The 13,565-nt window shown below is 56.9% G+C and carries 15 protein-coding genes and 1 riboswitch; of the genes, 4 read left to right on the top strand and 11 right to left on the bottom strand.

Annotation, left to right across the window (positions count from 1 at the left end):
* Positions 1-2: 2 nt before the first annotated feature.
* Positions 3-1,652, bottom strand: coding sequence for a bifunctional metallophosphatase/5'-nucleotidase (locus tag BED41_RS12065; protein WP_066746633.1), 1,650 nt, complete (start codon positions 1,650-1,652; stop codon positions 3-5).
* Positions 1,653-2,297: 645 nt separating this feature from the next.
* Between BED41_RS12065 and BED41_RS12060 the strand changes: the two genes are divergently transcribed.
* Positions 2,298-3,419, top strand: a complete 1,122-nt coding sequence (locus BED41_RS12060; RefSeq protein WP_168160274.1) for a metallophosphoesterase — start codon at positions 2,298-2,300, stop codon at positions 3,417-3,419.
* Positions 3,420-3,466: 47 nt separating this feature from the next.
* On the top strand, positions 3,467-3,865 hold the full coding sequence (locus BED41_RS12055) for a cytidine/deoxycytidylate deaminase family protein (protein WP_066746628.1): 399 nt from the start codon (positions 3,467-3,469) through the stop codon (positions 3,863-3,865).
* Positions 3,866-3,887: 22 nt separating this feature from the next.
* Here the strand turns inward: BED41_RS12055 and BED41_RS12050 are convergent, their stop codons facing one another.
* Entirely contained in the window at positions 3,888-4,160 is a 273-nt protein-coding gene (locus BED41_RS12050; protein WP_066746625.1) for a helix-hairpin-helix domain-containing protein, read from the bottom strand.
* A 5-nt stretch (positions 4,161-4,165) separates the two neighbouring features.
* Entirely contained in the window at positions 4,166-4,594 is a 429-nt protein-coding gene (locus tag BED41_RS12045) for a DUF3788 domain-containing protein (RefSeq protein ID WP_066746623.1), read from the bottom strand.
* A 174-nt stretch (positions 4,595-4,768) separates the two neighbouring features.
* Positions 4,769-4,934, top strand: a riboswitch (cobalamin riboswitch).
* Positions 4,935-5,047: 113 nt separating this feature from the next.
* Here BED41_RS12045 and BED41_RS12040 point away from each other — a divergent pair.
* Together BED41_RS12040 and BED41_RS12035 are read left to right on the top strand one after the other, a co-directional pair.
* Positions 5,048-6,937: a TonB-dependent receptor plug domain-containing protein gene (locus BED41_RS12040; protein WP_066746620.1), complete on the top strand. Its 1,890-nt coding sequence runs from the start codon at positions 5,048-5,050 to the stop codon at positions 6,935-6,937.
* 151 nt (positions 6,938-7,088) lie between these two features.
* The gene (locus BED41_RS12035) at positions 7,089-7,505 is read left to right on the top strand and encodes a DUF3842 family protein (protein WP_066746617.1); all 417 of its coding nucleotides are present in this window, start codon (positions 7,089-7,091) and stop codon (positions 7,503-7,505) included.
* Positions 7,506-7,606: 101 nt separating this feature from the next.
* On the opposite strand, the gene BED41_RS12030 is transcribed toward BED41_RS12035, so the two are convergent.
* From BED41_RS12030 to BED41_RS11995, 8 genes are all read right to left on the bottom strand, one after another.
* Positions 7,607-7,792: a bacterioferritin-associated ferredoxin gene (locus BED41_RS12030; RefSeq protein ID WP_168160273.1), complete on the bottom strand. Its 186-nt coding sequence runs from the start codon at positions 7,790-7,792 to the stop codon at positions 7,607-7,609.
* Positions 7,793-7,803: 11 nt separating this feature from the next.
* The gene (locus BED41_RS12025; protein ID WP_174544912.1) at positions 7,804-8,964 is read right to left on the bottom strand and encodes a YgeY family selenium metabolism-linked hydrolase; all 1,161 of its coding nucleotides are present in this window, start codon (positions 8,962-8,964) and stop codon (positions 7,804-7,806) included.
* A gap of 106 nt (positions 8,965-9,070) precedes the next feature.
* Positions 9,071-9,460, bottom strand: a complete 390-nt coding sequence (locus BED41_RS12020) for a hypothetical protein (RefSeq protein ID WP_066746612.1) — start codon at positions 9,458-9,460, stop codon at positions 9,071-9,073.
* A gap of 133 nt (positions 9,461-9,593) precedes the next feature.
* A complete protein-coding gene (locus BED41_RS12015; RefSeq protein WP_066746609.1) occupies positions 9,594-10,223 on the bottom strand; it encodes a sugar O-acetyltransferase in 630 nt (209 codons plus the stop codon).
* Between the two features lie 190 nt (positions 10,224-10,413).
* Positions 10,414-11,346, bottom strand: coding sequence for a thiamine pyrophosphate-dependent enzyme (locus BED41_RS12010; protein WP_066746605.1), 933 nt, complete (start codon positions 11,344-11,346; stop codon positions 10,414-10,416).
* The gene (gene porA, locus BED41_RS12005; protein ID WP_066746602.1) at positions 11,333-12,529 is read right to left on the bottom strand and encodes a pyruvate ferredoxin oxidoreductase; all 1,197 of its coding nucleotides are present in this window, start codon (positions 12,527-12,529) and stop codon (positions 11,333-11,335) included. The genes BED41_RS12010 and porA overlap by 14 nt, the downstream gene beginning before the upstream one ends.
* Positions 12,519-12,863 carry a 4Fe-4S binding protein gene (locus BED41_RS12000; RefSeq protein WP_066746597.1) on the bottom strand — a complete coding sequence of 115 codons (345 nt, stop codon included), beginning with the start codon at positions 12,861-12,863 and terminating at the stop codon, positions 12,519-12,521. The genes porA and BED41_RS12000 overlap by 11 nt, the downstream gene beginning before the upstream one ends.
* Complete coding sequence (locus BED41_RS11995) at positions 12,860-13,432, bottom strand: 2-oxoacid:acceptor oxidoreductase family protein (protein WP_034443804.1); 573 nt, start codon at positions 13,430-13,432, stop codon at positions 12,860-12,862. Before BED41_RS11995 ends, BED41_RS12000 begins: the two co-directional genes overlap by 4 nt.
* Positions 13,433-13,565 lie beyond the last annotated feature (133 nt).

Below are 13,565 nucleotides of genomic sequence, written 5' to 3'. Positions count from 1 at the left end.
AATCACTGCCCTATAATGTTTATCCTGCCGTCCGTCGTTATATCGGCCTGCCGCCGCAGCACTTTCTCCAGATAATCGTCGAAGCAGGCGAGAGCCGCTTTACCGATGGGGGCGGACGAGAGCGCGTTCCAGTATTTCGCGGTATAGTCGAGAGTCGCGACGGAATATATTTTGCCGTCCTCAAGCGGAAGCCAGCCCCGCGACGAATCTACCATGATGTTTTTTACGCGGCGGCCGTCAGCGGTCATACGGCGGCTCTCCACGACGGCGGCCGGTTCGCCGAGGTCGATGTCGAAGCGCAGCCCTGCCACCTGTAAGAACTCTCCCGTCGACATGCGGCGCGCCGGGTCGTAACCGTCGTTCCGTCCCCTGAGCGCGGAGGCCGCCGCCTCCAGCTGCCTTCTGATCTCCGCGCCGCTCACGAGCAGCCGCACCGGAATGCTGTCAAATGGCATCAGGTCAAGCATGTCGCCCGCCGTGAACGGTCCCGGAGGTACTATGCGGCCGATGCGCAGCGCGCCGCCGTTTATCAGGCCGATGCGCGCCTGTCCGTTCCAGCGCAGAGCCTCGGCTGCGAGATCGCCAAGCGCGTTTTCTCCTCCGCGCATCGACTCCTTGCGTCCGTCGACGCTTTTGGCCAGGATCATCGTTGGGTCGGCGATATTAAGCGTCGCGGCGAGTTTTTTCTGTGCCTCAAGGCCGAGCGCCTCGCTCGTTTCCTCCGCCGCCGTGCCGGGCAGCACCGGCATCAGCCGCCATGACGACTTTTCGGCGACGAGCGTCCCGTCGTACACAGTAACGTCAAACCTGCCCGCATAGCGTCCGTCGAGCCCGGCCTGTCCGATAAGCGTCTGCGAGCCCTGAGGGTTCTTTACTAAAAGCCTCTCCTTTATGGCGTCGTGCGAGTGGCCGCCGACGATCACGTCGATGCCAGGCACCGATGCCGCGAGCTTTTTGTCCAAGTCAAGGCCGATGTGATTCAGCGCCACCACCGCGTCGACGCCCTGTGCGCGGAGTTCCCGCACGCACTCCGCCGCTTTTTTGAAAATATCCTTCTCAATATCGAAGCCGCCGGGGTCGGAGATGATCGCCTTGAGGTCCGGTGTTACGAGGCCGAATACCCCGACGCTTACATCACCCTTTTTGATTACCATTAGCTTTGGATAATAACTGTCAATCTCTGGCTCGCTAAAGAGGATATTCGAGGCGAGGACGGGAAATTTAAGCTCCGGTCCCAATTTCGCGAGCGTCCGGACGCCGCCGTCGAAGTCGTGGTTGCCGAGCACCCCCGCGTCGAATCCCAGCGCCGCCAGCGAGCCATACTCGGCGTGGCCGTTTTGCAGGCTGCCCTTCTTGCCGAGCATGATATCGCCGCCCTCAAAGAGAAATATGGGGGACTGGGAGGTCTCTTTGAGAGCCGCTCTTTCATCGGCCACGAGCCGCAGCGCGCGGGAGAGGCCGCCGACGGCCTCAGCCTTGACGGCTCCCGCGGGCAGCCCCGCCTCCGCCGCCTCATAGTAGGGCAGGATGTAACTGTGGGGATCGTTTATCATCAGGATGTGAAAGCTCTTTTCCGCCGCCGGCGCCGGTAAAGCGACGGCAAGCAGGAACAACAGGGCGAACAGAGAGCTTTTCAATCGTTTATAATCCATCGTATCTCCTCCAAAATTTCTTTACCGCGGCGAGTGGTTCCGCTGCGCGCCGCCACTATATTTTAGGTAAATACGCCGCCGCTTACAAGCAGGCGGACGCGTTAATAGAGGTCGGAGGCTAAAACAACAAATCGGCGCGAATAAGCACCGTATGCGTCATAAAACGGGCCCCCCGAATCCTCACCGTATGAAGATACGGCTCCGGTATCTGGGTCCCCATTTTATTTAGCAACTCGCACTTCTAAACGCCGATTTAGCTTCGGATAGGAAAAGAGGTAAATTGCGGTTTAGCTTTTGACTTTGCCCTTAAAGGCGCCCTCTGTGAGGGAGCTGGCTCGGCGGTGTTTTTCCGCCGAGACTGAGGGAGAGTTGACCTTCGGTTCTCCCGCGGCCTTTGCCGCGGACTCTGTTTGACGCGGTTTCCGCGCCAAACAGAGCAACACTCCTTCCGTCAGCCGCAAAAAGCAGGCGGCCGACACCTCCCTCGGAGAGGGAGGCTGTAAGGGTAAAGTCAAAAGAAAGGTTAAATCGCTATTTATATCCTTTTCGGCTTTACTTATGCGTTTGCCCTGCACTTACAATAGATACGGTTGACTAGAGTAAACTCTAACCGATATACTAGCCAACATGTTTAGAATGATACCGTTGATCCTGTTTATATATGTCTGGCTCCGCCTCGTTTTGCCGCTTCCGCTCAGCGTTTATACCAAGGCGGCGTTAGCGGCCCTGCTGTGCGCGGCGTCGCTCAAGCAGCAGTTCTTTGCCGCTGTCGGCGGCAATTTCTTTTCTCCTGAGCTGCCCCGGTGGCTCATCGAGCTTTACGGCGTCGCCTTCGGCGCGCTCTTTCTGCTCTTTATCTTTACGCTGCTGAAAGATCTTCTGCTGATAGTTCTCGCCGCAGCGAGACTATTTTCTCCCTCGGCGCCGCATATCTCCCTCACGGTGGGGATGGCCCTGATATTCGCCGCCGCCGCTGTTTCGGTCTCGGTCTACGGCACATACGAGGCGCAGAGGCTGCCGCGGATACATGAGATGGAGGTATCGCTGCCTAAGCTGCCGCCGGAGTTCAGCGGCTTCAAGGCAGTGCTGCTCAGCGACATACACATAAGCGCCTCCCGCCGCGCCGATTATGCAGAGGCGCTTGTGAAAAGAGTTAACGCTCTCTCGCCGGACCTGATCCTCATAACGGGAGACTTTATCGACGGTCTGGTCAGCGAAAGGAGCGCCGATATCGCGCCGCTCGCGGGGCTGTCCGCGCCATACGGCGTCTGCGGCGTACTGGGGAACCATGAATATTACTTCAACGCTAAAGAATGGAAGGATTTTCTCGAAGGCTCACTGGGGATAAAGATACTTCTCAACGAGCACCGCCTGATAGAGCGCGGCGGCAAAAATATCGCCGTCGCGGGAGTCGCCGACCTCGCGGCGCTGCGTTTTGCGAACGCCGAGGCGCCCGATGTGAAAAAGGCTCTTGCCGGTGTGGCTGCCGGGGTGCCCAAAATAATTCTCGACCACCAGCCGGGCGCGGCGAAGAGAAACGCGGCGGCGGGAGCCGACCTTCAGCTCTCCGGCCATACCCACGGCGGCATGGTTCCGGGCCTCTCGCAGCTCGTGAAAAAATTCAACGGCGGCTATGTCAACGGCTGGTACGAGGTGGACGGCATGAAGCTCTACGTCTCTCCTGGCACGGGTATCTGGAACGGCTTCCTGACGCGTCTCGGAGTGCCGGCGGAGATAACGGTGATGAATCTCTCCGCCTCCGACTAAGATACATTTTGAGAGAAATCCATAATCATAAGATGGCGGAGAATGGCATGATAAAACTTAACGAGGCGGATATTGAGCTCCTGAAAATGGCGCGCGAGGCGATAACGGCAAACTATGACCACGGCGGATACCGCCACACCGTCGGCGCGGCGGTACGCTGCCCTGACGGTAAGATATATGTCGGTGTCAACGTCTATTCTCTGCACGGCGCCTGCGCGGAACAGGTGGCTATCGGTACGGCGATAACCGCGGGGGAGCGCCTGTTTGAGACGATAGTCGCGGTGCGCGGTGAGCGCGGTGAAGAGATAATCCCGCCATGCGGCAACTGCCGTCAGATACTTTCGGACTACATGCCCGAGTGTCAGGTCATCCTGATGGGAGAGGATGCCCCCTTCAAAATAGGCGCAAAAGAACTGCTCCCGTACGCGGCACACGTGGAATACTGACATACGCGCGAATGGCCGTAACTTAGCCGCCCCGCGGATGATACTCCTTATCCTTCCAGTACCACCATTTTAGCTTTTCCGGGTCACGCTCTTTGTTTTCCGCGTAATAGACGGCGAGCCGGAAGACATAGAGTACGCAGGGATCGTCGCGGAAACCCTTAAAGAGGCAGTCCCGCTCAAAGAGCGCCTCCGGCTCCTTGCCTATCAGCTCTTCGACGGAGCTGATGCCGATGTTCATAAGATGACGCTCCATATTCTCCCCGATGCCGGGAATTTTTCTTAGATCGCTTTTCATTGTTTTTACGGCTCCTGTTTGTCCGGCCGGTTGGGTCTTCTTTTGATTTGCAGCAGCCTGATGAGATCGGGAAAGAGGGACTCATCCGCCGGTTCGAACATCATCCATTTCCCGTCGTGATAGGTTTTCGCGCCGTCATACATCTCCCGCGTCTTTTGGGAGAAAGTCTCCCTCTCAGACTCGAACTTCGCTCTCTCCGTCCGGCCGAATATCACCATGAAGCCGACGGCCTTTTCTTTCGCGTATAGTGAGCAGAGAGTCTTTCCGCCGCGGCGGTATTTATATTCATAGAGCCACAGCCGGCCGCCGCCGTTCCAGCTTCCGGTCATGTCGTAACTGGCCTCTATCATGGAACGGAGCCCTTTCCATACTGCAAAGAGCCCTTCGCCGACGAGGGCGCGCAGCTCTTCATCAGAGGGTATTTTTTCAAACATTGGCCGCCGCCTTCTCTCCGCGGGGACTCCCGCCGGTGAATTTTTATACACTATCATTGTATCATGACAGGGATATGGAATAGTAAGCGTCCGCCGCCGCGAAAGGAGCAAAATAATCCGCAGGATATGGATATATTGCTGACAAAACAACCGGCCATAGTGTAGAATAACAGGACAAAAGAATATTGTAACGGAATACAGTCAGGGAATCCGGTGAGAATCCGGAACAACCCCGTTGCTGTAACTGGGACGAAAGCGCACCGTGCCACTGCCGAAGGCGGGAAGGCGCGCCGGTAGGATGATCAGGAGTCAGAATATCTGCCGTATCCGTATGAGTTGCAGCTTGCGAGGGCGAGTAGCAGCGTCTGCTTGGTGTATATGGCAGAGGCTCCGTCTTTGGGGCCTCTGCCTTTTTGTTTTTGTTTGTAAAAATTTAACAGAGGGAGTGTTTTTATGTATCATCTGTGGAGGAAAACAGCGGCTGTTTTCTTGTTCTCGTCATTGCTTGCCCTGCCGGCGTTCGCGGCGGAGAAGGCAGTCAGCGCCGACGTGGCGGAGGTCGCCGCGGTGGAGGTCACCGGTTCGCGCCTTGCGGAATCGACGGCGGACGTACCGGCGCAGACCTACGTCATCACGCGCGAGGATATCGACAACAGCGCCGCGCGCGACGTACAGGATGTGCTGTCGAAGGTGCCGGGCGTCAACGGACTTTTGAACAGCGCTTCGATGGCGCAGGATAAGTATGTCAGTGTTCGTGGGCTAACGTCGGAAGTCTTGCTACTTGTTGATGGTGTCCCTTACATGGGGACTAATTATGGAACAGGGGCGATGGGGAACCCTTTTGATTTACGTAGCGTATCTTTGACAGATGTAGAACGTATCGAGATAGTAAAAGGTGCGGGCTCCGCAATTTATGGCTCAAACGCTGCTGGTGGTGTCATTAATATAATCACGCGTAAGCCAACAGATAAGTCTGCTGGCAGTATGACCTTGGAAGGCGGTAACAAGGAATGGTTCCGTGGCAATGTTCGCGGAACAGTGTTGCTAAGCAATGACCTTAGAGTTTTTGCCGGATATACGAGAACTCAAGAGGGTGAGACAAAGATAAAGCTTGCTGACCCAGCAAAAGGACTTTATGACTATGGGAGGGAATTTAGAGGAAATGATTATTCCTTCGGTTTCACTAAAGGTCCTTGGGCGTTCAAGGCTGAGCTTGGAGATTATAAATCTGAATGGGATAACACCTATGGTGCGAGTACAGCGAATGACAAGCAGAAAAACGAGTATAAGCGTTTTCTTTTGAATTATGCTGATGGCGTAAATACTGGCCGCCTCTATTATTATGACAATAAACGTGATTATACCTATAATTACACAGATCCTATGTCATCTATGACACATTACAGAGATAAAGTCTTCGGAGCGACTTACAATAGAAAACAGGAAATTGGTACGCTTCCGTTTGTTTTTGGCATGGATTTCAGACATGAAAATGGAAACGTCTCAGTTTCCAATTTCATCGATGATATATATGACAAAACTAGAAGCGAATATGCGCCTTATATGGAAACTTCAATTCCCATAGGTGATGCGGCGTTTGATATTGGCCTCCGATATGAATATTGGGATATCGATAGTGGAGATGATGCGCATGAATTCATACCACGGTTTTCTTTGAATTGGGCGAACAAAAACGGGTTATTGTATTATGTTACTGCTGGGCGCTATTTCTCAATGCCGAGCTTTTATCAGATATTTGGAGACGAGAGTAACTGGGTTATTGGGAACCACAACCTAAAGCCGGAAAAAGGCTGGACGTATGATATCGGAGTCAAAGACAATACAGCCATAAATCCATGGAGTTTTAATGTGTTCTATATGGATATGGAAGATAAAATCAATATGAACGACAGCTATACACAATACATCAACGTCGACGAATACCGCGCCTGGGGATTTGAGGGACAGTACAAGTGGAATTTCCATGAGAACTGGTCTTACAGGCAGGGACTATCGTATCTGCACGCGGAAGAAAAGACAGGCAGTTCTGACTGGACGCGTTCGAATATGCCGCGCTGGGATATCTCTGGAATACTGAACTTCAAGAAAGACCCCTGGAACGCCGAGCTGTCCGCCCATTACTACGGAGACCGCCAGCTTACAAACGCTGTATACGACGACGAAGATATCTTCATCGTCAACGCCGCGGTGTCATGGAAGGTGGACCGCACGACTATTAAGCTCGCCTGCGTCAACCTCTTTGACAAAGAGTTCTATCTTAACAATAACGGCTACATCAACCCGGAGCGCAGATTCATACTCTCCGCGACCTACGAGTTCTAACAGCTGTCCTTAGAGGACAAGAGTTTCCTTCCGCCTGAGGGCCCCGGCCGGCACACCCGGGGTCCTTTTTTTTATTGGAAGCGGTCAATCAGCAATTCCCTATGTTGTATACTTGTCTCAGAAAAATATAGAGCTGAGAGGTAGACGAGCTATGAACATACTTGTGATAGACGGACAGGGCGGCGGCATCGGGCGGCAGATCGTGCAGTCGGTGAGGGCGAAGATGCCGGAGGCCTCGGTGACGGCGGTGGGGACCAACAGCATCGCGGCGGCTGCGATGCTCAAGGCGGGGGCGAACCGGGCCGCGACGGGGGAAAATTCCGTCGTCGTTTGCTGCCGCGACGCTGACGTCATTATCGGCCCCGTCGCGATCGTGATCGCGGACTCGCTGCTCGGCGAGATCACGCCGGTGATGGCGGCCGCCGTCGCGCGCAGCGGCGCGAAGCGGATACTCGTCCCCGTCAACTGCTGCAACAACATCATTGCGGGCGTGCCGGACCTCTCCGTGGGCAGGCTTGTGGATTGTGTGATGGAGGAGCTGCAGAGGCTTTTCCCGCAGGGTAAATAAAAGACCGTCCGCGAAACGCCCATAGCGTCCCGCGGACCGGTCTCTATCTTTTATCTTTGTGCGGCGATACCGTCCACGACCCGGCGGACGTCGCCGAGACATCAGGTCCCGCGGGGATTTTTCTCGTGGCAGCGGCAGCCGCCCCGCTCAAGCTCCGCCGTGATCTTTTCCATGACTGTCGAGCGGCCGTTTTTTATATAGTCGTTCTCGATATCGCCTCTAGTAAACGAAAAACAGTGACAGATTATCTCCTCCGCGCCGCGGCTCACGGCCCTATCAGCAGTCAAGCTATTTCTCCTTAAAGTCTGCCGATCAGCGCCGCGTAAAATTTCGCGGCGTCAGTTATCTTTTCCACTTCGCAGTTTTCATCGCGCATGTGGGCCAGCTTATATTCACCGGGGCCGAAGCCGATCGTGGCGATCCCCATGCTCACGGGGGTGACGGCGTTGGTGCCGAAGTCCCAGAAGTCGTATCTCTCGGGGGCTTTGCCGAAGGTCTCCGCATAGGCCGCGTTTGCCGCGGAAAAGAGCGGCGACTCTTCGTCCAGCTTCCAGGCCATGTGCAGAGGCTCGTAGACCAGCGGCGCGCCCTTCCAGCTGGTGCGGCGCAGCGTGCCTGTCTCCCAGGAGGCGCGCTTGCCGCGGACAAGCTCCTCCATCTCCGCGCGCACCTTCTCCTCCGTTTCACCGAGCACGAGGCGGCGGTCAAGGTATATCTCCGCTTCGCTGGGCACCGCGTTCAGCGAGGCGGTGACGCAGCTGATATCGGAGAGCACGATCGTGCCGTGGGGACTGCCCTCATCCGTGAGCCTCTTATTGAGGGCCTCCACGCGCCCGATGATCTCCGCCATCTCGTAGACGGCGTTTATGCCCTTTTCCGGCGCCGAGCCGTGCGCGGAGAGCCCGTGGGTCCTTATGCGCATCTGCGCCTTGCCCTTGTGGCCGAGCGTTATCACATTGTCGGAGGGTTCGCAGATCACGACGAAGTCGGGGCGCAGCGAAAGCTCTTTGTACATCATTTTGATATTCTCGCCGTCGCAGTATTCTTCGCAGACGGAGCCGCTCACACATATTCTTTTATCTTTGGCATAGCCCAGTTCGCGCGCGAGGGCCGCGCCGTATACCGAGGCGGCGAGGGCGGACTTCATGTCCACCGATCCGCGCCCGTAGAGCCGCCCTTCCTTTATCTCCGCGGCGAAGGGCGGCAGCAGCCACGCCTCCGCGTCGTTGACCTCGACGGTGTCCATGTGGGAGTCGAAATGTATCAGCCTCTCCCCGCCGCCGATAAAGCCGACGGCGTTGCCCGTCGAGTCGATAAAGGCCTCGTCGTAGCCCAGCTCGCGCATCTTGGCGACGACCGCCTCCGCGACCGCGCCCTCATTGTCGGAATAGCTCTGCAGACGGACAAGCTGACGCGCAAATTCGATAAGCTCTTTTTCTAACCTCTCAGACAGTGACATGAACATCCCTCCGCTTGGCAGTGAAATCATCTCCTAAAAGTATATCAAAAAAGGGCCCGGCGCCCTTTTGCAGGCGCGGAACCCTTTAGGCGTTTCCCTATTCGGTCTATCCTAGGATAGTGCGCTCGTCGGCGAAGAAGTCGGTGATCGCCTTCTTGATGTATGTATCGACCATCTTCTGGGCGTCCTTCTGCAGATCGCAGCGATGTTCCTCAAGATATCTCGCCGCGGCGTCCTGCTTATCTTCGGGAACGCCGGACATGTCGATGATACATTCGATACATTCCGTGTTGAACTCCGGCAGATCGACGCGCGCGATAGCCTCTTCCGCCTCTCGGCGCCTGTTTATCGTCGTCTCGATCACGGTGTTGGTACCTTTGCCCATCGCCGTCATCTCCTGCGCGAAGTTCTGCGCGTCAGCCTCGTAGTCGAAGGCGAGAACCGAGGCGATACCGTTGCAGTCCTGCTGAACAACGACCCATATTTTTTCCTGCATAAAGAGCCCCCCTCATTTTGTGTTGTTATCATTCACAATTAATATACAACAAAAATAGAGTCCTGTGGAAAGAAAAAATGGAGAAATGTAAAATTTTTTCTATGGTACGCATACCGGCGGTATTGCCGCGTTCCTATTTTTCCATAAACCTTTTTATCTCCGCCGCCGATTCTTCGTCAAATTCGCGGTCCCGGAAATAGTACCTCATATCCTCCGCGGTTATCTCCCTGATCACCCTGCAGGGATTGCCTGCGGCCAGCGACATGGCGGGGATATCCTTCGTCACGACGCTGCCGGCCCCGATCACCGAGCCGCTGCCGATATGCACGCCCGGGAGGACGATCGCGCCGCCGCCGATCCACACATTGTCGCCGATCGTGACGCCGATCCCATATTCATAGAGTGATTTTCTCGCCTCGGGATGCAGAGGATGCCCCGCCGTATAGATCGCGGCATTGGGCCCCATCAGGCAGTTGTCGCCGATAACAACCTTCGCCACGTCGATTATCGTGCAGTTGTAGTTTGCGTAAAAATTCTTCCCCACCTCTATATGAAAGCCGTAATCGCAGAAAAAGGGCGGATTGATGACGGCGTTCTCCGATTTCCCGAGCAGCTCTTTCACTATCGCTTTGAGCGCCGCGAAGTCCGCCAGATCCGTGTGATTCAGCCTATGTAACAGTTTCCGGCAGGCCCGATATTCTTCAAGAACCTCGCGGTCCGCGATATATGGCAGCTCTCTGTCTCTTCGTTCAATGTTGTTCATGACGCCGCGCCTCCGAATTTAGTGCCAAAATTTCATGCTCTTTCAGCGGGGGATTATCGCCGCCCGCTGTGGCTCAAGAGGTAATATACTTCGGAGAAAATTAGGCGTCAACGGCGGCGAAATGATTTTTACAAAAGAAAAGGGCCGGAGGGTAACTCCCGCCTCCGGCCCCGACGTTATCCTTAAATTTTTATCTGCCGCACTTTTTCAGCAGCTTCGCCCAACTCTCGTCGGCGTCGCGCTGAGCCGCCTCGACAAGGTCGAGCCGCTCGGCCCCCTTCTTGAAGAGGTGCGCGTAACGTCCCTGCGCGCGGAGGAAATCCTCCAGCCTGCGCGGGTTCTTTGGCTCGTAGGAGAGCGAATACTCTCCATTCGCCACCTCGTAGACGGGCCAGAATTTGCTGTCCACCGCCAGCTGACATATCTCCATCTGGTTGGCGGGGTTTATCTTCCAGAAAAGCGGACAGGGCACCAGCACATTGACGAAGGCGGGGCCAGGCGTTTCGACGGCGCGCTTCACCTTCGCTATGAGATCGAAGGGATTATGCAGAGAGGTCTGCGCGACATAAGGGATGTCGTGGGCCGCGACGATCTCCGTGAGATCCTTCGCGCGCTGCAGCTTGCCGGGAACGGCGCTGCCGGCGGGCGAAGTGGTCGCGTTCGCGCTCTGCGGCGTCGCGCTCGAGCGCTGCGCGCCGGTGTTCATATAACCCTGGTTGTTATAGCAGATATAGGTGAAGTCATGGCCGCGTTCGAGCGCCCCTGAGAGAGACTGGAGGCCGATGTCATAGGTGCCGCCGTCGCCGCCGAAGGCGACAAATTTGATATTCTTGTCTATCCTGCCCCTTTTGCGGAGCACCTTATAGGCCGCCTCGATGCCGGAAATGCCCGCTCCGGCGTTCTCAAAGGCGATGTGCATGAAGGGCATGCGCCAGGAGCTGTAGGGATACACGGTCGTCGAGACCTCCATGCAGCCCGTCGCGCTGACCACGACCACCGGGTCGTCGACGCCCATCAGCGCCTGACGTATCGCCGTAGGCGCGCCGCAGCCGGGGCACATGCGGTGTCCCTGAGTCAGCGGGCTGGCCTTTTTAGTAAGTTCCTTTATATTAAGCGCGCACATCTTCGTCACCTCGCTCAAGAAGCCCGATAAAGCGCGCCCGCGCGCTGTAATCTCCCGCCGCCATCCTCTCAAAGACCGCCCGCGCGTCCTGCGCGTAAAAGTCGCGTCCGCCGAGGCCGAAGATATACTCCTGCGCCGGCACGCGCTCCTCGAGGTTATAGAGCACGGACTTTACCTCCGCCGCGAGCGGGGCGGTGCCGCCGATGCTCGCGCTGCGGTCGAGTATCGCGATCCCCTTTTTGCCGCGTGCGAGCGCGGTAAGCTCCTCCGCCGGGAAGGGGCGGAAGAAGCGCACGCGCAGCGCGCCGGCCTTAACGCCCTCCTCGCGCAGTTCGTCGACGACGTCCTTGACGACGCCCGCCGCCGAGGACATGATGACGATCAGATAATCGGCGTCCTCCGCGCGGTAGCTTTCGAGCGGCGCGTAATTGCGTCCTGTCTCCTTTTCCAGCTCCGCGGCGAGTTCGCGGTAGACGGGGAGGACGTTGTTCATCCCCTCCATCTGATTGCGCTTTATCTCAAAATAATATTCCGACATGGTGAAAGAGCCGTATGAGACGGGATTATCGGTATCGAGCAGCGGATAGGCCGCCGTTCTTTCCCCCACGAAATTCTTCACCGTCTCATCCGCCAGCAGCTCCACCGGTTCATAGCAGTGGCTGGTGATAAAGCCGTCCTGGCAGACGAATACGGGAGTCAGCACGCGCGGGTCCTCCGCGAGGCGCGTCGCGAGCAGCACGCTGTCATAGACCTCCTGCGCGTCCTCGCAGTATATCTGTATCCAGCCGGAGTCGCGCTCCGGCATACTGTCCGAATGGTCGCAGTGGATATTGACGGGCGCGCCGAGCGAGCGGTTCACGAGGCCGAAGACGATCGGCGCGCGGAAGGCGGCGGCGATGGGGAATATCTCGTGCATCAGCGCCACGCCGTTAGCGGAGGAGGCGGTCATCACGCGCCCGCCGGAGATCGAGGCGCCGACGCAGGCCGAGATGGCGGAATGTTCGCTCTCGACGGCGACATACTCCGAATCGACCTTGCCGTTGGCGACAAAATCGGCGAAGCGCATCGGGATCTCCGTGGAGGGCGTTATCGGATAGGCGGCGACCACGTCGGGATTTATCTGGCGCATCGCCTCCGCAAAGGCGAGGTTGCCCGAAGTCATGACCTTCATCTTACTTGACATGGGCGCCCACCTCTCCCGGGTTCTCTCCCGAGGGGATCGCCTCTCCGGCAAACGAGGCCTCGGAACGCATCGTGATCGCCTTGGTGGGGCAGAGCTTCTCGCAGAGGCCGCAGCCCTTGCAGAAAAATAAATTTATCCCGCATACGCGGTTGTCAGCGTTAAGCTCCACCGAATCGTCCGGGCACTGTATCCAGCATTTGAGGCAGGATACGCACTTATCGGCGTCGATGATGGGGCGCATGGAACGCCATAGCCCCGTCTGCACCTTAAGGGCGGAGGCTCCGAAGGCTACCGTGCCAAGCGGGACCTCCTGCCAGCATTGCGGCTTGCTCATGCGAACACCGCCTCCGTGCGGCCGCGGAGTATCGCGCGGCGGTTGGCCTCCAGCACCGGCTTCGGCAGCTTCGTCATCTTACTGGTGAAATGATTTACGAAAGACTCCACGGGGACGTCGGTGAAGACGTGCGAGAGAGCGCCGAGCAGCGGCGCGTTGGGGCGGTTCTGCCCGAGCTCCTCAAGCGTGATCTTCGTCGCGTCGACGACGAGCACGCGGGCCTTGGAGGTCACGCCGAGACGGCCGCGGAGGACCTTCGCGTCCTCGGCGCTGTTCACGAGATAGACGGCGTCCTCTGTCGAGCCCTCGGTGGGATTGGCGCTCTCGACCATCGTCGGATCGACGACGACCACTATATTGGGATTCTGCACGCCGCAACGGCGGCGTATCGGAGAGTCGGAAACCCTGTTATAGGCGCGGATTGGCGCGCCCTGACGCTCTGCGCCGTATTCAGGGAAGGCCTGAACGTGCTTGCCCTCTTCAAAAAGTACCTCCGCGAGTATCGCCGAAGCGCTCTTCGCTCCCTGTCCGCCGCGTCCGTGCCATCTTACCTCTACTGTCTTCTGCATTTTGTTTTCCTCCTTGATATGTGAACCCTTTGTTTTTAATTTTTGATATAAAAAAGGGACCCTTTCTAAGTCGAAAGGGCCCCTTTACTCGCTTGACAAACGGCGCTAGACGCCGATCCTGCGAGGAGGAGCC

It is taken from the genome of Cloacibacillus porcorum (assembly GCF_001701045.1).
GTDB classification, from domain to species: Bacteria; Synergistota; Synergistia; order Synergistales; family Synergistaceae; genus Cloacibacillus; species Cloacibacillus porcorum.
The sequence above is the reverse complement of the archived record's forward strand: the minus strand, read 5'-3'. Positions and strand labels throughout refer to the sequence as shown.